The 19,792-nt window shown below is 68.3% G+C and carries 16 protein-coding genes; 7 read left to right on the top strand and 9 right to left on the bottom strand.

All coding sequences use genetic code 11. From position 1 onward, the window contains the following. Window positions 1-116: 116 nt before the first annotated feature. Together mazG and rpsT are read left to right on the top strand one after the other, a co-directional pair. Entirely contained in the window at window positions 117-1,295 is a 1,179-nt protein-coding gene (gene mazG / locus D187_RS35990) for a nucleoside triphosphate pyrophosphohydrolase (protein ID WP_002627564.1), read from the top strand. Between the two features lie 114 nt (window positions 1,296-1,409). After that, window positions 1,410-1,685: a 30S ribosomal protein S20 gene (gene rpsT / locus D187_RS35985; RefSeq protein WP_002627565.1), complete on the top strand. Its 276-nt coding sequence runs from the start codon at window positions 1,410-1,412 to the stop codon at window positions 1,683-1,685. Between the two features lie 9 nt (window positions 1,686-1,694). Here the strand turns inward: rpsT and lptE are convergent, their stop codons facing one another. The 3 genes from lptE to D187_RS35970 all read right to left on the bottom strand — a co-directional run bounded on the left by lptE (window position 1,695) and on the right by D187_RS35970 (window position 5,290). Next, window positions 1,695-2,237, bottom strand: a complete 543-nt coding sequence (gene lptE, locus D187_RS35980) for an LPS assembly lipoprotein LptE (RefSeq protein WP_051256693.1) — start codon at window positions 2,235-2,237, stop codon at window positions 1,695-1,697. A gap of 73 nt (window positions 2,238-2,310) precedes the next feature. Further along, window positions 2,311-4,809, bottom strand: a complete 2,499-nt coding sequence (gene leuS, locus D187_RS35975) for a leucine--tRNA ligase (RefSeq protein WP_002627567.1) — start codon at window positions 4,807-4,809, stop codon at window positions 2,311-2,313. Between the two features lie 97 nt (window positions 4,810-4,906). Continuing rightward, entirely contained in the window at window positions 4,907-5,290 is a 384-nt protein-coding gene (locus D187_RS35970) for a response regulator (RefSeq protein WP_002627568.1), read from the bottom strand. A 139-nt stretch (window positions 5,291-5,429) separates the two neighbouring features. Here D187_RS35970 and D187_RS35965 point away from each other — a divergent pair, with 139 nt between their 5' ends. Beyond that, window positions 5,430-6,242, top strand: coding sequence for an Fpg/Nei family DNA glycosylase (locus D187_RS35965; RefSeq protein ID WP_002627569.1), 813 nt, complete (start codon window positions 5,430-5,432; stop codon window positions 6,240-6,242). Between the two features lie 3 nt (window positions 6,243-6,245). On the opposite strand, the gene D187_RS35960 is transcribed toward D187_RS35965, so the two are convergent. Both D187_RS35960 and D187_RS35955 read right to left on the bottom strand, forming a co-directional pair. Next, window positions 6,246-6,869, bottom strand: coding sequence for an RNA polymerase sigma factor (locus D187_RS35960; RefSeq protein ID WP_020918504.1), 624 nt, complete (start codon window positions 6,867-6,869; stop codon window positions 6,246-6,248). 32 nt (window positions 6,870-6,901) lie between these two features. Next, the gene (locus D187_RS35955) at window positions 6,902-10,981 is read right to left on the bottom strand and encodes a protein kinase domain-containing protein (RefSeq protein WP_002627571.1); all 4,080 of its coding nucleotides are present in this window, start codon (window positions 10,979-10,981) and stop codon (window positions 6,902-6,904) included. A gap of 417 nt (window positions 10,982-11,398) precedes the next feature. On the opposite strand from D187_RS35955, the gene D187_RS35950 reads away from it, so the two are divergent. The 4 genes from D187_RS35950 (at window position 11,399) to D187_RS35940 (ending at window position 15,703) form a co-directional block, all read left to right on the top strand. Then, entirely contained in the window at window positions 11,399-11,851 is a 453-nt protein-coding gene (locus D187_RS35950; protein ID WP_002627573.1) for a response regulator, read from the top strand. Continuing rightward, window positions 11,833-13,539, top strand: a complete 1,707-nt coding sequence (locus D187_RS50880; protein ID WP_002627574.1) for a hypothetical protein — start codon at window positions 11,833-11,835, stop codon at window positions 13,537-13,539. The genes D187_RS35950 and D187_RS50880 overlap by 19 nt, the downstream gene beginning before the upstream one ends. Next, on the top strand, window positions 13,427-14,833 hold the full coding sequence (locus tag D187_RS35945; RefSeq protein ID WP_063725068.1) for a Dyp-type peroxidase: 1,407 nt from the start codon (window positions 13,427-13,429) through the stop codon (window positions 14,831-14,833). Before D187_RS50880 ends, D187_RS35945 begins: the two co-directional genes overlap by 113 nt. A 132-nt stretch (window positions 14,834-14,965) precedes the next feature. Continuing rightward, complete coding sequence (locus tag D187_RS35940; protein ID WP_002627576.1) at window positions 14,966-15,703, top strand: class I SAM-dependent methyltransferase; 738 nt, start codon at window positions 14,966-14,968, stop codon at window positions 15,701-15,703. Between the two features lie 24 nt (window positions 15,704-15,727). Here the strand turns inward: D187_RS35940 and D187_RS55760 are convergent, their stop codons facing one another. The 4 genes from D187_RS55760 to D187_RS35925 form a co-directional block, all read right to left on the bottom strand. After that, the gene (locus tag D187_RS55760; RefSeq protein ID WP_002627577.1) at window positions 15,728-15,892 is read right to left on the bottom strand and encodes a hypothetical protein; all 165 of its coding nucleotides are present in this window, start codon (window positions 15,890-15,892) and stop codon (window positions 15,728-15,730) included. Window positions 15,893-15,907: 15 nt separating this feature from the next. Beyond that, a complete protein-coding gene (locus tag D187_RS35935) occupies window positions 15,908-16,378 on the bottom strand; it encodes a hypothetical protein (protein WP_002627578.1) in 471 nt (156 codons plus the stop codon). A 42-nt stretch (window positions 16,379-16,420) separates the two neighbouring features. Continuing rightward, window positions 16,421-17,836 (bottom strand): serine/threonine protein kinase, encoded by a 1,416-nt coding sequence (locus tag D187_RS35930; RefSeq protein ID WP_002627579.1) that lies wholly within the window; start codon window positions 17,834-17,836, stop codon window positions 16,421-16,423. A 777-nt stretch (window positions 17,837-18,613) separates the two neighbouring features. Continuing rightward, on the bottom strand, window positions 18,614-19,714 hold the full coding sequence (locus tag D187_RS35925) for a sensor histidine kinase (protein WP_002627580.1): 1,101 nt from the start codon (window positions 19,712-19,714) through the stop codon (window positions 18,614-18,616). Window positions 19,715-19,792: the final 78 nt, after the last annotated feature.

The following is a 19,792-nucleotide window of genomic DNA, read 5'->3' as shown; positions in this document are numbered from 1 at the left end:
TTCGGTAGGCCGATGATAGGCGACCCCCCTGTCCCACGAAAGTTGTCGCGCCCCGCCACCGGGAATTCACGTGTTGGCGCCGGGCCCCACGCTCGGAGAGAAGAGGAGGAAGAGCCATGAGTGCAGCAGGGGAACAATTGGAGAGGTTGGCGGGAATCGTGGCACGTCTGCGCTCGGCGGATGGTTGTCCGTGGGACCGGGAGCAGGACCTGCGTTCACTGCGCCCCTACCTCAGTGAGGAGGCGTTCGAGGTCCTCGATGAGATGGATCGTGTCGCCGACGGGGGGCCCTGGCGTCCGCTGTGCGAGGAGCTGGGGGATCTGCTCTTCCAGATCGTCTTCCATGCCCGGCTCGCCGAGGAGCTGGGCGAGTTCACGTTGGCGGACGTGTCCGCCTCCATCAGCGACAAGCTCACCCAGCGCCACCCGCACGTCTTCGGCGAGCGGCAGGCGGATGGCACCCCCCAGCCCATGGCCGACTGGGCGAAGCTCAAGGCGCAGGAGCGCAAGAAGAAGACGGGCCAGGAGGGCTCGGTGCTCGACGGGGTGCCCACGCGGGCCCCGGCCCTGCTGCGCGCCGAGCGCCTCACCGAGAAGGCCAGCCGCATCGGCTTCGACTGGCCGGACCTGCACCACGTGCGCGCCAAGCTCCAGGAGGAGCTGGGCGAGCTGGACGAAGCCATCGCCTCGGGAAACTGGGACGAGCTGGAGCACGAGCTGGGGGATGTCCTGCTGGCGCTCGCCAACCTCGCGCGCTTCCTCCACACCCCGGCCGAGGACGCGCTGCGCATGGCCATCCGCCGCTTCACCGCGCGCTTCCAGCACATCGAGTCCGCGTTGCGCGCCGAGGAGGTCCCCCTCGGAGAGGCTACCCTGGAGCACATGGAACGACACTGGCAGGCGGCCAAGGCCCGGGAGAAGGCCCTGCCGCCACCCACCCGGGTGCCCCGTGCGACCCTGATCGCGCTGCGCCTGCCCGTGGCGGACCTGTCCGCCCAGCGTGCCTTCTGGGATCGGGTGGCCCCCCTGCTGGGCTGGAGCGCCGAGCGGGCGAGCCCCGAGGAGGCCGTCTACGGGGATGGGATGTACCGGCTCACCTTCGTGGCGGGCCCGGCCACCCCCTCGCCAGCCGTGCTCACCTTCGCGGCGCCCTCGGCCGCCGCGGTGCAGCGGTTGCGCGCCCTCCTGGAGGGCCTGTCCGCGGGAGGAACGCTGGAAGCGGAGGGGGGGCCGAGCCGGTTGAGCTTCCAGGATCCCTCCGGGCTGCGGTGGGAGTACGCGGTCGGAGACCGGTGAAGGGAAGGCGTCCAGACGCCTGGATCACGGTCGGAAGCACGCAAACCTTGACGGTGGGGGAGGCGCCGAAGTAGGTACGGCGCCTCTTTCCACAGAAGTACGCTGGAGATCACCTTGGCCAACACCAAGTCTGCAGAGAAGCGTAACCGCCAGGCGCAGAAGCGCCGCGCCCGCAATGTCAACGTGCGCACCACGGTGAAGGACGCCGTGAAGAACCTGCGCGACACCCTCACCTCCTCGGATGCCGGGAAGACCGCGGACGCCTTCAAGTCCGCCGCGAGCCGCATCAACAAGGCCTCTTCCAAGGGCGTCATCCACAAGCGCGCCGCCTCGCGCCGCATCTCGCGCCTGGCCAAGGCCGTCAACCGCGCCAAGGCCGCGGCGAAGTAGTCCTCCGCGTCACCAGTTGTTGGCCAACCGATCATAGCCCTCGCGCATCAACGTCTCGGCGAGACGGTACAGCGCGGCTTGACGGTTGGCCTCGGCTTGCAGCACGTCGCCGGACGCCCCTTGCGCGCCCGGCAGGAAGTCCTCGTTGCCCGAAACGGTCGTCTCCGCCAGGACCTGGCCGTCCCGCACCAGCCTCAACGTCACCCCGACCGAGGCCCGGTAGCTGGCGAGCTGTGGCCCCGTCACCGCGACGTTGCCCTCGTAGATGGGCTCGGTGACGATCGTCGGAGCACTGTTCACCCACGCCACCACGCCCTCGACGGACGCCTGGCAGGAGCCAGCGCCGCCCAGTGCCCCGACGCGCACCAGTTCCTGACGGAACACGCGCGTGAAGAGCGTCTCCAGGCCCGGCTCGGAGGTGTCGTTGCGGAAGATGGGCGCGCACACGGAGCTCACGCCCCCGGGCAGTCCCGCGGACCGGGGGGTGAAGCGGTAGCCACACCCCAGCACCGACAACCAGAGCAACCCACCCACCGCGTAGAGCCGGGACATGGCGCCCACAGTAGCGGGGCGATCCCCACGGTCAAGCGCGAGGAGGAGCCCCCTCCCCGCGCTCCAACCCGGCTCAGCCGACGACGAAGTTGACGAGGCGCTTGGGCACGAAGACGAACTTGCGCAGCGTCTTGCCCGCCAGGGCGGCCTTCACCCGCTCGTCCGCCTCGGCCGCGGCGCGCACGTCCGCCTCGGCCGCGTCCGCCGCCACCCGTACCTCCGCGCGCAGCTTGCCGTTGACCTGCACCGCGTAGGGAATCACGTCGTCCACCACCAGCGCCGGATCGAAGTCGGGCCAGCCCTGGGTGACGACGAAGTCCTTGGCCCCGTAGGCCTCGGCGATCTCATCGGCCAGGTGCGGCGCGAAGGGCGTGAGCACCACCGTCAGCACGCGAATGGCCTCGGCCATGGCGGCCTTCTCCGCGGGCGTCTCCGCCGTGCCCAGCGCGGACAGCGCGTTCAAGTACTCCATGGTGCCGGCGATGGCGGTGTTGAAGGACAGCCGCTCGATGGCCTCCCCCACCCGCTTGAGGCACTTGTGCGCCGCGCGGCGGATCTCCAGCGCCTTGCCCTCGTAGGCGCCCTCGTGCGTCGCCCCGGCCACGCCCTGGTGCTGCGTGGCGAGCACCCACACCCGCTTGAGGAAGCGGTAGGCACCCTCCACCTGATCGTCGGACCAGTCGAAGTCGCGCTCGGGGGGCCCGGCGAACATCACGTAGGCACGCGCCGTGTCCGCGCCGTACTTCTCCACGATGGACGAGGGCGCCACCACGTTGCCCCAGCGCTTGGACATCTTGCGCCCATCCGGCCCGTTGACGATGCCCTGGGTCACCAGCCGCTTGACGGGCTCGTCCACCGGGGACAGGCCGAGCAGCTTCATCACCCGCGTCCAGAAGCGGAAGTAGAGCAGGTGCATCACCGCGTGCTCGGGGCCGCCCACGTACACGTCCACGGGCAGCCAACGCTGGGCCTCCTTCGGATCGAAGGGCGCCCCGTCGAAGCGCGGCGAGAGGTAGCGCGCGAAGTACCAGCAGGAGTCGACGAAGGTGTCCATCGTCTCCGTCTCGCGCCGGGCCGGGCCATTGCACGTGGGGCACGTGGTGTTGACGAACGCGGGCACCTTGGCCAGGGGCGGCTCGCCCTTGCCCGTGAGCACCGCCTCGGTGTCGATCTCCGGCAGACGCACCGGGAGCTGCTCGATCGGCACCGGCTGGCCCTTGCGCTCGGGATCGCACTTCTCGCAGTAGACGATGGGGATGGGCGTGCCCCAGTAGCGCTGGCGGCTGAAGCCCCAGTCCTTCTGGCGGTACGTCACCTTGGGCTCGCCCCGGCCCTCGGCCTGGAGCTTGGCGCCCATCTTCCGGCGCGCCTCGTCCGAGCTCAGGCCCGTGTACTCGCCCGAGTCCACCAGCACCCCGTCCTCGGTGTATGCCGCCTCCAGGGCGCCGCCCTCGGGCAGCTTGTCGCCCTGCGCGGGCTGGATGACCACGCGGATGGGCAGCGAGTACTTGCGCGCGAAGTCGAAGTCGCGCGCGTCGTGCGCCGGCACGCTCATCACCGCGCCCGTGCCGTAGTCGGCCAGCACGAAGTTGGCGACCCAGATGGGCACCGGCTGGCCGGTAAAGGGATTGATGGCGTGGGCGCCCGTGAAGACGCCCTCCTTCGTGGCCCCCTCCTCCGTGCGCTCCGTCTTGGAGATGGCCGCCATCTTCCGGGCGAAGGCCTCCACCTCGGCGCGCTTGTCGGGCGTGGTGATGCGCGCCACCAGCTTGTGGTCCGGCGCCAGCACCACGTAGGTGCAGCCATGGATGGTGTCCACGCGCGTGGTGAAGACGCGCAGGCGCTCCTCACTGCCCTGGATGGAGAAGTCCGCCTCCACGCCCTCGGAGCGGCCAATCCAGTTGCGCTGCATGGAGGTGATGCGCTCGGGCCACTCCTTGAGCTCGTCCAGGCCGTCGAGCAGCTCCTGCGAGTAGCGGGTGATGCGGAACGCCCACTCGGGCAGCTCCTTGTCCAGCACCTTCGACTCGCAGCGCTCGCACACGCCGTCCTTCACCTGCTCGTTGGCGATGACGGTGAGGCAGCCCGTGCACCAGTTCACCTTGCTGAAGCGGCGGTAGACGAGCCCCTTCCGCAGCATCTGGATGAAGAACCACTGGTTCCAGCGGTAGTACTCGGGCTCGCTGGTGTTCACCTCGCGCGACCAGTCGTAGCTGTAGCCGAGCGAGCGGATCTCCTTCTTGAAGGAGTCGATGTTCTCGCGGGTGCGCACCGCCGGGTGCACGCCGTCCTTGATGGCCGCGTTCTCCGCGGGCAGACCGAAGGCGTCCCAGCCCATGGGGTGCAGCACGTCGTAGCCCCGCATCTGGAAGAAGCGCGCGTAGACGTCACCGATGAGGTAGTTGCGCACGTGCCCCATGTGCATCTTCCCGCTGGGGTACGGAAGCATCTCGAGGATGTACTTCTTCGGGGCTCCGGGGCGTGTGCCCGCGCGGAACACTCCCGCCTCATTCCAACGGTCCTGCCACTTCTTCTCGATTGCCTGCGGCTCGTAACGCTCGTTCATGGCCATGACGGTCAAGGGTCTTAGTGGGGCGTCCGTCCCCAAGCAACAACAGACGCCACCCGTCCCGTTCCGCTGACACCCGAGGAGGGAGCCGACTCCTCCCCTACTCCAGCCGCAACAGGCCCTTCACCGTGTCCTGGACCACCTTGGACTGCACCGGCTTGACCAGGTAGGCGCTCGCCCCGAGCGCCATGGCCCGCGCCCGGTCCTCCATGGCCGACTCGGTGGTGATGACCACGATGGGCACCGTGCGGTAGGCCTCCGTCTGGCGCAGGTGGTGGATGAGCTTGAGCCCGTCCATCAGCGGCATGTTGATGTCGGTGAGGACCAGATCGTAGCGGCCCAGGGTGAGCTTCTTGAGGCCCTCGGCCCCATCCTGGGCCTCTTCGGTGTGTAGCCAGGTGCCCAGACGCTGCAGGGCGTACATGAGGCTGCGCCTCATGGCCTGCGAGTCGTCCACCACCAGCGCACGGATCTGCTGCGTCATGGCGCGCCACGATAGCACCGACGCCCCCCAGAGCAGGGAAAGGACTGAGCGTCCGTCACGTCCATGACTCCCCGCGCCGCCAGGCCCCGGACGGGCGGGATGACGTGACAGGTCATCTCCCGGGCGTTACCTCCCCGGAGTGCCCGAAGGAAACATCATCCACCGCCTCGCGCGCGTCCACCACCGCTGGCTGGTGGGTCGCCAGTTCTCCGCCGACTCCCCTCAGGGGCGCTTCACCCAGGACGCCCGGCGACTGTCCGGGCGGACGCTCGTGGGCGTGGAAGCCCATGGCAAGCACCTCTTCCACCACTTCGAGGGAGGGGTGCACCTGCACCTGCACCTGGGCCTCGTCGGCAACATCCGGCACTTCCGCTGCGCGGGGCCTCCTCCCTCCACGGCCTGCCGGCTGCGGCTCGCCTCCCCCCATGCCACGCTCCACCTGTCGGGTCCCCAACGCTGTGAGCTGCTGAGCCCGGAAGCCGAGGCCGACCTGCGCGCCCGGCTGGGGGAGGATCCCCTGCGGCCCGAGGCCTCCCCCTCCCGCGCCTTCGAGGCCCTGCGTCGGGGCCTCGCCCCCCTGGCCACCGTGCTGTTGGATCAAACGCGCATCTCGGGCGTGGGCAACATCCTGCGCGCCGAGGCGCTCTTCCTCGCGCGGCTGCCGCCCCAACTGCCCGCCGCCGAGCTGCGGCCCGACGACTTCGAGCGCCTGTGGACGGCACTGCGCGAGTTGTTGGAGGACGCGGCCCGCGATGGCCGCATCGTCACGCCCCACGCTCCTCCCAATGCCCTCACCCTTCCGGGCAGGCGCCGTGAGGACCGGTTCTGTGTCTATGACCGCGTGGGACAGCCTTGCCCCCGGTGCGCCACCCCCATCACCCGCCTGTCGCTCTCCGGACGCGGGCTGTTCTTCTGCTCGCGCTGCCAGGCGCACCGCCGGGGCAGGCGCTGAGCGTCAGCCTCCCAGGTTGTCCTCCTCGATGAGCCCCTGCCCGATGGCCATGGTGCGCAGGTGCGCCTTGATGCGCTGGAACTGCTGGCGCAGGGAGGTCGCCTTGCGGTTGAGCGCCGCGCTCGTGGGCGGCTCGTCCTCGTCCCACATGACCCGCGCCACCTCCGTCCACGACAGCCGCTGATCCACCCGGAACATCAGGATCATGCGCTCCTCGGGTTGCAGGCTGTCACGCAGGGCGCGGAAGCGCTCCTTGACCGAGGTCCTCTGCCAGGGCTGCGTGTCGGAGCGGCCCTGCTCGGGCTGCTCGGGGATCAGCGAGGCGGTGACGGGCGTCTCGCGCGCGGCGGGCGCGTGAATCAACTGGTAGCACGCGTTGCGCGCCAGCCGGTAGGCCCACGTCCGGAAGGAACTCTCCCAGCGAAACCCTGGCAGCCCCTTGAGGAGGTTCTCACAGAAGAGGCTGAAGGCATCATTGGCCTGCTCCGGGTTGTGCATGACGGAGGAAATGAGCCTCATGATCTCCATTCCGTAGCCCTGCAGCGCGCGCTCCACCGCCCGCCCGGTATCCCCGCGCTGACACAACTCCCGGATGTCCTGCTCCAACTGCTCACGATCCATCGCCATCTTCAGTCCCCGCGTTCTCTCGAGCCGTTCCTCTACCCTGGAGTCCGCACCACGCCTTTGTGACGCGGAGCCATCCCGGCGCCTTCCCCATCGAGCGGGCGCGGCCACTCCCAGCCCCGCTCGCGGAACTGGCGCCTCATGCTTTCTTCCGCCCGTCGGCCATGGCCCGCGCTGCCCTGCTCGTGGGCCAGGTCCAGCGCGCGCAGGAAGCACGCCGTGGCCTCCGCCTCGCGGCCGACCCCCCGCAGCAACTCGCCCTCCAGGCGGTGCAGTTCCACTTCATACGAGCGCTCCTCGAGGGTGTCCGCCCACGCCAGGGCATGGGTCACCACCGCCAGCCCCCGTTGGTACTCCCCCAACTTCAGGTGGAAGCTCGCGAACATGCCCAGGAACAAGGGCATGCCGGTGCGCATCCCCGTGCTGCGCCACCGCGCGAAGTTGGACTGCATGAGCTCCAGCGCCTCCTGGACGCGGCCCCCCTCGGCCAGCACCCAGCTCTTGAGGAACACGGACCAGCCCAACCACATGCGGAGGCGGTGCTCGGACGAGATCGCGATGCACTTCTCCACCCACTCCCGGGCACACCCGGGCTCGCCACGCATCTGGCAGCCCAGGGCCACGTACAGCAACGTGAACGCCAGGCTGTTGGGATGGCCGATCTTCTCGGCCAGGGCCACGGCCTGCTGCCCGTACCCGCGCGCCTGCTCCTCGTGCCCGACGACGGACTGCACGAGGGAGCCATAGGCCAGGGCGGCCGCCCGCGGGTTGATCCATTGAGTCACGGCGAGCGTCCGGTGCGTCTCGAGATCGAAGTCCGAGTACTCCAGCGCGAGTTCGACGTGCTCCAGGGCGGTGGACATGTGGCCCCAGGTGAAGTGATCGGTGGCCATCATCCGGTGTCCCAGGGCGAGCATCTCCCGGTGGCGATGGCGCTCCCCCTGCCTCACCACCAGCTCCGCCAGCTCCTGGGCCACGTGGAACTTCGCCCGCGCGAAGAAGTAGGCATAGGCGCCCCAGGTGGACACCTGTAATCCGGGCAACGCGTCCCCCACCTGATGCAACAGCTCCATCACCCGGCCGTAGGTCTGCTCCATCTCGGCGGAGCGCAAGCTGCGCACCTGATGCAGGGGCATGCCCAACGCCACCAGCAGCCGCAACTCCTGCTCGGCGCGCTCCGGGGTCTCCGGCAGGGAGCGCAACAGCCGGAGCGCCTCGCGCAGATGGTGGATGGCCTCCACGTTGGCCGAGCGCAGGCTGGCCCGCTCCCCCGCCTTCGCCCAGAACCGCAACGCCGTCACCATCTCCCGCGCCTCCGTGTAGTGGTGCGCGAGCAGCTCGGGCTGTGTCTCCACCAGCTCGGGCGCCTGCACCACCAGGGTCTGGGCGATGCGCCGGTGGTAGTCGCGCCGCGTGTGGCGCAACAATGAGTGGTAGGCCGCGTCCTGGAAGAGCGCGTGGCGGAACTGGTAGCGCGGCTCGCTCGCGGTCTCCACCCGCTGCCACAGGCCCGCCTGGAGCAACCCGGCGACGTCCTGTCGCAGCTGCGCCTCGCTCCGTCCGGACAGCGCGGAGAGCAGGGCGTGGCTGAAGTCGCGGCCCACCACCGCGCACAACTGCGCCAGCGCCTTCTGACTCCGGGGCAACCAGTCCAGGCGCTCCAGCAGCAACCCCCCCAGGGTGACGGGAATGGCCGAGGGCTCGACGGACGACTCCCCCGCCCGCGCCCGCTCCACCACCATGCGCGTCATCTCCTCGACGAACAGGGGCACCCCGTCCGTCTTCGCCACGAGCTGCTCCACCGTCTCCTCCGCCAGCGCCATCCCGCTGGCGGCCTGCCGCACCAGGTCCGCGGTGAGCCTCGGCGACAACCGCTCCAGTGGGACGAGGCGCAGCCGCTCGCGCGCGGGCCAGGAGGGCTGGAAGTCCGGACGGGCCGTGAGGCAGACACACAGCGGGGCCTGCTCCACCTGCTCCAGCAGCACCCCCAACAACTCCAGCGTCGAGGGGTCGGCCCAGTGCAAGTCTTCCACGAGGGCGAAGATGGGGCGGTCCTCGGCCAGGCGCAGCAACAGCGTCACCAGCGCCTCGAACGTCTTCTCCTTCTGGCGCTGCGAGGAGAGACGCAGGTGGGGGGACTCCTCGACGATGGGCAGCGAGAGCAGCACGGCCAGTGAGCGCACATGCTCGGCCGGCAGCCCCACCGCCCCCATGCGCCCCTGGAACTTGCGCAGGTTGGACTGGGGATTGCCCTCCGGGTCGAGCTTCAGCATGTGCAGCAGCAAGTCGATGATGGGGCGCAGGGCGCTACCGCTGAACTGGGGCAGACACTGCACCTGCAGGCGCATACCCTCCTCCAGGGGAATCCGCTCCCGCAGCCCCCGCAGGAGGCGGGACTTGCCAATGCCCGCCTCGCCCTGGACGAGCACGAACGCGCCCTCGCCCCGCCGGGCCCGCTTCCAATACGCGCTCAGTCGCTTCAGCTCCGCCTCCCGCCCCACCAGGGGCGTGAGCTCCTCCGCCTCGTGGGCTTGCTCGAAGCGGCCCCGGGTGCGCTTCTCCCGCACCAGCCGGTACAGCTCGCTCTTCACCTCGCCGGCGAGTCCCTGGAAGGAGTGGGGCCCGAGCGGCTCGGTGCGGAAGGCACCCCGCACGAGCCGCCAGGTGGTGGGGCTCAGGCACACGCTGTCGGGCGCGGCCTGGCGCGACAGCCAGGTGGCGAACTGGGGTGCCTCGCCCTGAAGCACGGCGGCGCGACCCTGGAGCGGTTGGGGCAGGTTGTCGAGCACCACGGTGTCGGTGTGCAGCCCCACCTTCATGGCGAGCTCGCGGCGCGGCAGGTAGGGCAACTTCTGCTGGAGCGCCGTCCCCAGGTGCGTCACCAGGTACAGCCCCGCGCGAGCCGCCCGCTCCGCGTCGTCCTCCCGGGCCTGGGGATAGCCGAAGCAGGCGAGCACCGAGTCACCCACGCACAGGGTGATGGAGCCCCCGTGCTGCGCCACCAGCTCCGAGCAGGCTTGATGAAACGCCCCCTCCAGCTCCCCGACGTCCTCGGCGTCCAGGTGCTCGGCGAGGCCGGCGAGGTCCGCCAGCCAGCACTCCAGCAGCGTCACCTGCCGGCGCTGGGGCCCCAGGCCGGGAGCCCCCTCGCGCCAGGGCGTCAGCCCCTCCGCGATCCGGTCGAGCCGGGCCTTCAACTCGGCCGCGCTGGACAGCCGCCGCTCGGGGGCCTTCTCCAACAGGGCGGCCACCAGCCGCGCCACCTCCTCGGGCAGCTCCGGACAGCGCTCGCGCACCGAGGGCACGGGCGCGTCCGACAACACCCACTCCCGCAGCCCCGCCACGCTCGCTTCCGGGCAGGGCGGCTCGCCCGTGAGCAGCTCGAAGAGCAGGGCCCCCGCGGCCCAGAGGTCCGTGCGGGCATCCTGCGGATGTCCCCTCCACTGCTCGGGCGCCATGTAGGCCGGGGTTCCCGCGGCGGGCAGGTGCAAGGTGGCCGGAAAGGAGGCGGCCGTGATGTGGGCCAGCCCGAAGTCCAGCAGCTTCACCTGCCCCTTGCGGCAGATGAACACGTTGTCCGGCTTGAGGTCGCGGTGGACGATGTGGTGCTCATGGGCGTGCGCCAGCCCCGCGGCCACGGCACTCATGATGTCCAGGCAGCGAGGCAGCGAGGGCCGCTCGCGCGACAGCAGCGCCGCGAGGCTCTCGCCCTCCAGACATTCCAGCACCAGGAAGGGGACCTTGGGCTCCCATGGCTCGCCGCTCCATTCGGCCACGTCGAACAGCCGCACGATGTTCTCGTGATCCAACTGGGCGACGGCCTTGGCCTCCTGGCGCAGCAGGGTGCTCATGGGGGCCTCGGGGACGCCCTCGCGCGAGAGCAGGAACTTGAGGGCCACCACCCGCTGCAACTCCTCGTCCCGGGCCCGGAAGACCAGGCCCATCGCTCCTCCCCCAATCTGCTCGAGGATCTCGAACCGGTGGCCGTCCGGCCCTCCCAGATGCTCTCCCCGGCGCGGAGCCCGCAGGGGCACGGCCACCACCTGGGTGACCTGCCGCAGGAAATCGTCGTCGAGCTCCTCGTCCCCCTCCCTCTCGTCTGGAGCATCAGACATGCTGGACTCCCGTCTCCAACGCTGTCCGTTCGAATCCCTGTCGTCCTGACGCATCCGTTCGCCCTCCGGTGTTCCCGCCGGACCGCCTGGCGCAACGCCTCATCCCAGGATCAAGAAGGATTAAGAACCAGCGCGAACGTGAGCAAGGAATGGCCGTCGACCCAGGCGAGCCCTCCCCAGGTCCCCCCCTTCGACAAAGACAAAGGAGACACCCTCCCCGGCCAGGGCAGGCTCGCACGCATGAACAGGTGGCGGACAGACAACCCCTGGCACCGCCCGCCTCCCCAGACACTCCCTCCGGCCCTCCCATTCCCATCTTCACGGACATCTTCATGCATGTCCGAACGGCATCACAGAGAAGGTAGTCAAACTCCTTCCGTGTAGGGAGAGACATTTCGAAACAAAGCGGAGGGCATCATGCGAACGATTCTCCTGGTTGATGATGAACAAGATCTGCTCGACCTCTTCCGGGAGGTGCTGGAGCAGATGGATTACCGGGTGATCGAGGCGCACGACGGACGTGAGGCCCTGTCCCTCGCCCGGCAGTCCCCACCGGAGCTGGTGGTGACGGATTGGATGATGCCCCGCATGGACGGGCTGGAGTTGTGCCACGCACTCCACGCGGACGAGCGCCTGCACGACATTCCCATCATCCTCCACAGCTCCTCGGGAGACCCCCATGCTCCGGGCGCTCGGTTCGTGCCCAAGAGCTCTCCCCTGGAAGAGTTCGAGGGCCTGGTGCGTCGGGTGCTCGCCCACTCCGACGCCCGGCGGCAGACCCCACCAGCCAAGGCGTCTCGCCATTCATGTTCAACACGTACCACGCTCCTCTTCGGACTGGGTGACTCCTCATGTTCCACGGCACACTGAGCATCATCACGAAGATCCGTCCTGAAGCCGTGGAGGGGTTGACCTCCACGCTGCGCAGGCTGGATCGAACCATCCAGGCGCGTCAGTCCCAACCGCTTCGAGCCATCCATGCGCTCTATTTCGCGCACTGGGGCATCCTCGGCGGCGCGCCCTGGGACGGCCCACCGGCCGGGCCTCGCGAGGATTGCTACCTGCTCTTCGGTGCCGACCTGCGCCTGTCCGCCTCGCTCCATGGGCGCGAACAGCTCCGCGCCTCCCTCGAGTTGCTCGTGGACGCACTCGCCGCCCAGTCCTCCCTGTCGGGAGACACGACCTTCGATGAGCTCTACGCCCACTGCGAGGGCTACCCGGAGGAGGGGCTGGCCCGGCCCACGCAGGTCAAGGAGTACCTGCTGAAGCACGCGGTGCCCTACAGCACACGGCACGTCGACTTCGCCTACCGCGTCGCCTCCGTTCCGGCGATCCGGGAGTTGCAGGAGCTGCGCGCGCGGGCCGAGGCCTATTTGAACAACCCGCACCGGCGTCCCTTTCTGGAGCGGCTCGAGCCCACCTCCTTGTACGACGATCTGCGCGAACACCTCGACCCCCACCTCGCGCGCGTGACCACTCCGGAGTGGTCACGCAACCAGAGCGCCGCCCTCATCGAAGCGGCCCTCGCGACCCTCACCTACCTCTTCGTCGACAAGCCCTTGCGCCTGCTCGTCCAGCTCAAGAACCGGTTCGCGCGTCCGCTCCAGACGGTCGAGCACGTCACCATCCCCGACGCGTTGCGCGAGGAGATCGAGGCGCGGCAGGGGCCCATCCAGAACTCGATGATCCTCGTCACCGACGTCCCCGACAGCGCGCTCGGCCGGCTCCGGCAACGCTTCTTCATGGGGCTCGTCAACTGGCGGCTGAAACGCAACCTGGTGGGCATGAACGACATGCGGGTCATCCACTTCGCGCGGTGGGCGATCTTCCAGCGCGGCGCGCAGCGGCAGTTGCTGTTCATCGTCACCTACGACGAGAGCTGGGAAGCCTATATCGACGCGTTCGTGAACCACGAAGATGTGAGCAACTTCCTCAAGCTCATCTGGAGCGGCTCGAAAGGCTTTCCCTCGGGCCGGCCCTTCGTGGAGCCCTTCAAGGAGTGGATCCGCGGCGTGCAATGCCCCACCCTCGTCCACTACAGCGCCCTGCTCCATGGCGAGGCGCCCCCCACGGCCGTGGCCGTCACGGATCTCCACGAGGCCCTCGAGCTGCGCCGGGTCCTCACCCTGGAAGACTTGAGCCGTCCAGAGAACGAGCCCATGCGCCAGTCCCTGAAGACCTATCTGGAACAGGGCCGCTTTCCCTATCAGGAGAAGCTGCTGAGCCTTCGTCAGGCCTTCTCCATCCTCCAGGAGCGGCTGCGCTCCATCCACCTCCGTCCAACCCAAACCCTTCACAGGAGAACTCCTCATGTCACTGCCCGGAAGCTGGGTGTCCTACGCGCGCAGACTCCTCTCAGGAGCCGCCGCTCCGAAGGCCATTCCACCCCCGCCTCCCGTGAAGCTGGACGACGTCCAGGGGCTCATCGTCCATGGCTACAAGCGCATGGCGACCGCCGCCTTTCTGCTGTTGAGGATCCAGGACGCGGGTCCGTTCCGAGCGTGGATCCGGGAGATGCTGAAAGGGGAACTCACGACGGCGGCGGAGATCCCCAGTGAGCGGCTCGAGCGGTGGACCGCGTGTCTGAACGTGGCGTTCACCTGGCACGGCCTGAAAGCCCTGGGCCTGGACGAGGACGCGCTCCAGACGTTCCCCTACGAGTTCCGCAAGGGCATGGCCGCACGGGCCCACGTGCTCGGCGATACCGGGTCGAGCGCTCCCGAACATTGGGAGTTCGGCGGCACGCGTTCCGGGGGCCCGCGCGACGAGGACCTCCATGTGTTGTTGATGCTCTATGCCCGGAACGAGGACGAGCTGAACACCCGGCTGGCCCACCAGCGGACGCTGCTCGCGAAGGCGGGTGTTCAGGAACTCTCCTGTCAGCGCGCCGCCCACTCGAGGGACCAGGACGGGCGGGTCTCCTTCCGGGAGCCCTTTGGCTTCCAGGATGGAATCTCCCAGCCGGTGATCCAGGGATTCCGGAAGCCCGGGCGCCATCCCGAGGACGACGACAGCCCCATCGCCGCGGGTGAGTTCATCCTGGGTCATGACAATGAATATCAAGAGAAGCCGCTCTCGCCGACCGTCCGCGCGAACAGGGATGCCCTCGGCCGGCTCAACGCGGCGCAGCTGGCGGGGCGCAAGGATCTGGGTCTCAACGGCTCCTATCTCGTGCTGCGCAAGCTCCAGCAGGACGTCGACGGCTTCAACGCGTTCGTGGAGGAGAAGAGCAAGGAAATCGTCGACGGCTGCCCCCAGGACGACGCGAAGAAGAAGGAGTGGTTGAAGGCCAAGCTCATGGGACGCTGGTCCAATGGCGCCCCCTTGAAGCCGGGTCAACACGAGGCCCCCGAGCCGGGACCCCACGGACACTCCAATGCCTTCAACTACAGCCAGGAGGATGCCGCGGGTCTGGGCTGCCCGGTGACGTCTCACGTCCGGCGCGCCAATCCGCGCGACTCAATCGAGCCAGAGCCGGGTCTGTCCAGACAAGTGAGCCGGCGGCACCGGATCCTCCGCCGCGGCATTCCCTATCGCGGTGAGCCCCAGGCGGAGAACGCCTCCCCGGAGCAGGGGCTGATCTTCATCGCGCTCAACGCCCAGCTCGGCCGGCAGTTCGAGTTCATCCAGCAGAGCTGGTTGCACAACGAGAAGTTCGGGCGGCTGTACGATGAGCGGGATCCCGTCTCGTCGAACCAGGAGAGCGGCATGATGACGATCCCCATGACGCCGCTGCGGCGATGCATGACGGGCATCCAGAGCTTCGTGACCATGAAGGGCGGGGGCTACTTCTTCATGCCCGGCGTCAGCGCCCTGGAGTTCCTGGCCCACCTGGAGCCCGCCACCGATTGAGCCCGGAGCGCCCACCCCCCTCCCCGCTGCCAGGTGCGCCTCCGTGACAGCGGATCCCAGCCCCGGTGAAGGCCCGTTGGCGTAACATGCCGTGCACCCCTGCTCGAGTTCGGCCAGGTAAGGAAGCGGGAGATGTCGGCACAATACGATCAGATTGGAAACAAGGTCGCGGATTGGGACGTACTGCCGGTGCGCTCGGAGTACATCGAGGGATACACCTTCTTCAAGGCGCTCGGCCCACTCGAGGGAAGGAACGTCCTCGATCTGGCCTGTGGTGATGGGCTGTACACGCGGCAGTTCAAGACGCGAGGCGCCGCGCGGGTGGTGGGGGTGGATATCTCGGAGGAGATGATTCGCGGTGCCCGGGAGTACGAAGCCGCGCAACCGCTGGGCATCGACTACCACGTGTCCGACGTGGCCGACATGCCCTCGCTGGGCTCGTTCGACGTCGTGACGGCCATCTACCTGTTGCACTATGCGAACTCGCCCGAGCACCTGCTTCGGATGTGCCGGAACATCCATGACCACGTGAAGCCGGGGGGCAGCTTCGTCACCTACGCCTTCAACCCCGAGTTCAGCGCGAAGGGCCCCAACAGCACCCGCTACGGAATCACGATGTTGGACTACCCAGAGACCCCTCGGGAAGGACAGGCGATCTCCGCGGAGCTGCACACGAAGAGCCCCTTCACCATCCACTTCTCCCACTGGAGCCGGGACACGTACGAGCGAGCGCTGCGCGAGGCCGGCTTCCGCACCCTCACCTGGACGCGTCCCGAGTGCTCGCCCGAGGGGATTTCGAAGTTCGGCCGGGCCTTCTGGCAGGACTACCTCGACAACCCTCACGCGGTGGCACTGCGCTGCGAGCGGTGAGCCGCTCGAGAGTCCGCGGTGAACTCACTCGATGAACGCCGCGAGGTTCTGGAGTGACAGGCTCGAGCCCAGTTCGTTGTCCTCGAGCCTGTCGGCGAGGAGGGCCGTGAACTTCATCTCGCCCGCGAACGCGGCGTCCCGCGATTCTCTGGATTGAGTGCCGGCGGGCGGCACCTTCCAGGCCGGCACGGGCGTGGGGGTAGTTCAAACCTCCTCGTCAGGCAAGAGAGAGAGGAGCAACTCGTCGTCGGGACCGAGTGGGCGCCAACCCGGCGGCGGCGGCGTGGCGAAGAGCGTATCGCTGGCCTGATCGACGCGTGCCTTGTGGGTTTCTGGGGTGTAGCTCTTCCATCGGGCGAGTGCCATGGCGACCTCGAAACGGTTCATGTCGTCCAGTACGGCCGGCCAACCCTCAGGGAGACCATCAGACAACTCACGCACGAATTGTCCACGAACCAGACGTGTGAGCTGATGGTTTTGTTCAGCCTCGGCCGCCAGTCCGCTGCACACCTGCACTGCGTTGACGTCCTCCTCTCCAAGAGCCTCGGCCAATTCCACCAGCGACGCGGTGGGGCGCGCCTCGGCGAAGGCGGTGAGCGCATCGTAACCCCGCTCGCGAACCCGCTCGTTCAGGCGGGCCCTCCAGTGGCCCTGCCATGCATGGCCATCACTCATCTTCCCTCCGAGAGGTCATGGGAGTCTGCTCTCCAACTTTCACTACTCGTCTGGTGCGCCCCCATCCACGCTACTGGGAACAGGGCGTGGTACCGCCACGGGCAAGAAACACTGGCCGTCATACTCGACCGTCTGCGGTGGACAGTTTGGAGGCCGTTGCCTGAGCGAAACCCAGCACGCACCGGACAGTTCGATTTCAAGCCTCGCCGTACATGGGGCCCTCTTCTGATTCCTCACCGGCAGGGGCGCCTGCTCATACCGGGCGGGCGCCGGATCCACATGCACATCCGTCGCCCAGGCCTCCTCCGCGGTGGGAACTCTCGGAGCAATGCGTGGAGCGAACGTCATGGGAACCAGCGCCAACAGCACTGCCGTGGCAAGCGCGAGTCTCGTCGGCCAGCGGCTTCGTTCCACGGTGAGCCCAGTGGTGGAACGAGGTTTGGGAGGCGGAGACGTCCAGGAAGGCTTGGGTCTGGCGGGACGCAGAATGCGCCGCTGAGGTTTGTCGCCCTCCTGAGCTGGCGGCGCCTCCTCCCAATCGAAGAGAGGCACGTCCCACCCCTCCGGCTCACCGGAGACAGCCGCGACCAGGGCCTCGTGCACCGCCGCACCACTCGGGTAGCGCGCCTGGGGCTCCTTCTCCAACAGTCGCACAATCACATCACTCAGCGCCCGGGGCACCCGGGGATTGACCTCCACGGGCGCCAATGGCCGCACATGGACGATGGCGTACTGCAACAGGTCCGCATAGAGGTTCTCGTTGAGGGGATAGTGCCCGGTGACCGCCCGGTACAAGCACACGCCCAGCGCGTACAGGTCGTCCGTGGCTTGAAAGGTGTAGTGCTCGCCGGGACTCTTGGCGCTGTTCCATAAAAAGCGCACGGCCTCGGGGCTGAGCAGGTGCAAGGTGCCCGGTGGAAGAGGGCCCGTGGTGAGGGGATGCGCGCCCTCGTACCAGCCCACACCGAAGTCGAGCAGCACCGGCTGGCCATCCGACTCCCGCATCAGGATGTGCTCGGGCTTGAGGTCGCGATGCAGGACGCCCCGAGCGTGCAGTTCGCCCAAGGTGAGAGCTACCGTGGCACCCGCGACGGCGAGTTGCCGGAAGGTGGTGTCGCCCGTCTCGGCCCATAGGTGCAGGGGCAGACCGGAGATCCAATCCATCACGAAGCCCAGACAGCCCTCACGAGGGTGGGGCCAACGGGCACAACCGTGGAAGCCCACCACGTGTGGGTGCACCGCCCGGGTCATCACCAGCGCCACCTCCCGCTCAGCCCGCCCGTCATGGGCGTGCAGCGCGAGCTTGAGCGCGTAGAAGTCGCCGGGGTGCGCCATGTCCTCCACGCGGTAGACAGCGCCCTGGCCCCCCACCCCCAACCGCTCCACCACGCGCCAGCGGCCCACCTGTGTCCCCGGCGCCAGCGCGCCCGGGTACATCGTCCCGGAATTGGTGAACACCCTTGCGTCTCCTCGCCCTGCCCGATGGCGAGGACGCAACCTAACACGTCGATGACATTGGCACCACTCCGCCAGTCGCCCTGACCTCTCTGTCTCAAGGCCCCTGCCCACCGAGACCCGGCGTCAGAAGCGATCCGTCTCACAAGAACCTTGACTCCTACATCCCACTCATGATGGCGGGCCCTCTTGACAAGAAAAGTAGGCAAGGGTAAGACATCTCTACACTCGATGCAGGGGAATATCCCTCGCACCGTGTGACAGCAAAGCGCGCCGATTTCCTCTTTGGGGGGTCGCGCTCAACAAGTAACCGCCTAAAGAGACAGACACCGCTCGTACGGGGTGCCCACCCCTCAGACATTTGTCAGTGCTGCCGCCGTCTGCCCAGAACAGCAGTTCGCAAAGGAGAGGTGTGTTTCATGAGCAACGACAACAAGAAGAAGAGCTGCCCGCGTTGCCACCATTACGGGCCCATTGAGCAGGATTTCGGTTACCGGCTCATGCAGCGACGCCACGTTCGTCCCCAGTCGTGGTGCAGAACGTGCCGGAGCCAGTCCCGGCACCGCCTCATGGGCCAGACTCCCCGGCGAAGTATTTCGAAGTAGCAGCGACGCAATGCCGCGGCGGAGTGAAGTCTTGCCCGCCAACTGCTGACCAGCGGGGGACGGCCAAGGAGCTTCGCGGCCCAATGACAAAGTGAGCGTCAATCATTGACACTCACGTGGGTGATCAATCGACTTGATGCGCCAGCTCCCAACCTCCGGGAGCTGGAAGTGGGCGTCAGGCGTCCTGGAACGTCGGCAACTCCACCCGGAAGAAGGAGCCACGGCCCGGCTCGTCGTGCACGGACAGCTCACCCCCGAGCGCGGTGACGAGGCGATGGCACACCGCCAGCTCCAGGCCCGTGCCCACTCCCGGGGGCCGGGGGGCGACGAACGGATGGAAGACCCGCTCCGGTTTCTGCTCGGGCAGGCCGCTCCCCGCGCTCATCTCCACGACGACCCGCGAGGCGTTGGACATCCGCACGGAGAGCTGGAGCGGCATCGGCACCTCCCCTTCCAGCGGGAGCTCACGGGCCGCGTGGGTGAACAGGTGTTGGAACACCTGGTGCAGCCGTGCCCGGTCGCCCCGCACCCGCGGCACCGCGTGCAACACCGACACCCACCGCGCCCGGCCCTCGCTCTCGAGCGCCGCCTTCTCCATCGCGCCGCGCAGGGTGGCCATGACGTCCACCGGGCCTTCCTCCAGGTCCGCCGGCACGGAGAGCCTCTCGAGATCCTCCGCCATGCGGCGGATGCGCTCGGCCACCTGGCGCGCATCGGCGAGAGCCTCGCTCATCCTCGACTGCTCCTCCGGGCAGCTCGCCCCCGACAGCCCGAGCTGCAATTGGACGTAGTCGATGTTGCCCAGGAGGATGGTGAGCGGATCGCTCAGCTCATGACTCAGGCCCACCGAGAGCTGGTGGAGCGCGCCCCACCGCTCGGTGGAGAGCCGCCGCGCCTGCGCGACCTGGAGCTGCCGCAACTGCTCGCCGAGCCGCGCGTTGGCCAGCTCCAGCTCGGACGTCCGCTGCCGGACCGCCTTCTCCAGCTCGGCGTTGCGGCGGCGCGTCTCACTCCCGTCCTCCACCGCTCGCGGGAACCCGGCACCGGGGCTCACCGGCGTCCACCGCGCGAACTCGCCCAGGCCCATCCCCTCCTCCTCCAACCCATACGCCCGGCGCAGCGGCTGCCCGTGCAGCGTCGCCCAGACCCCCATCAGGCTCACCACCATGAGGCCAACACTGGCGGCGAACGTCGGCTGGCGGGAAAGGGCGCTCGCGCTGGCCACCAGGACAGCCCCCATCACCGCGAGCACCACCACCTTGGATTGCATCTTCATCGGGCCAACCTCGCGTGCGAAGAACCCTCCCGAGCATTGCGAGTGACATGCCAATCCTCCTTCCCTGGGGAGCCGTCC

The organism is Cystobacter fuscus DSM 2262 (genome assembly GCF_000335475.2).
Taxonomy (GTDB): domain Bacteria; phylum Myxococcota; class Myxococcia; order Myxococcales; family Myxococcaceae; genus Cystobacter; species Cystobacter fuscus.
Note: the sequence above shows the minus strand (reverse complement) of the source record. Positions and strands in the feature narration are given on the sequence as shown.

Coding starts and splice junctions, on each gene's coding strand:
- mazG (WP_002627564.1), top strand. CDS start 117: ATGAGTGCAGCAGGGGAACAATTGGAGAGGTTGGCGGGAATCGTGGCA.
- lptE (WP_051256693.1), bottom strand. CDS start 2,237: ATGTCCCGGCTCTACGCGGTGGGTGGGTTGCTCTGGTTGTCGGTGCTG.
- leuS (WP_002627567.1), bottom strand. CDS start 4,809: ATGGCCATGAACGAGCGTTACGAGCCGCAGGCAATCGAGAAGAAGTGG.
- D187_RS35970 (WP_002627568.1), bottom strand. CDS start 5,290: ATGACGCAGCAGATCCGTGCGCTGGTGGTGGACGACTCGCAGGCCATG.
- D187_RS35960 (WP_020918504.1), bottom strand. CDS start 6,869: ATGGCGATGGATCGTGAGCAGTTGGAGCAGGACATCCGGGAGTTGTGT.
- D187_RS35955 (WP_002627571.1), bottom strand. CDS start 10,981: ATGTCTGATGCTCCAGACGAGAGGGAGGGGGACGAGGAGCTCGACGAC.
- D187_RS35950 (WP_002627573.1), top strand. CDS start 11,399: ATGCGAACGATTCTCCTGGTTGATGATGAACAAGATCTGCTCGACCTC.
- D187_RS50880 (WP_002627574.1), top strand. CDS start 11,833: ATGTTCCACGGCACACTGAGCATCATCACGAAGATCCGTCCTGAAGCC.
- D187_RS35945 (WP_063725068.1), top strand. CDS start 13,427: ATGGCGACCGCCGCCTTTCTGCTGTTGAGGATCCAGGACGCGGGTCCG.
- D187_RS35940 (WP_002627576.1), top strand. CDS start 14,966: ATGTCGGCACAATACGATCAGATTGGAAACAAGGTCGCGGATTGGGAC.
- D187_RS35935 (WP_002627578.1), bottom strand. CDS start 16,378: ATGAGTGATGGCCATGCATGGCAGGGCCACTGGAGGGCCCGCCTGAAC.
- D187_RS35925 (WP_002627580.1), bottom strand. CDS start 19,714: ATGAAGATGCAATCCAAGGTGGTGGTGCTCGCGGTGATGGGGGCTGTC.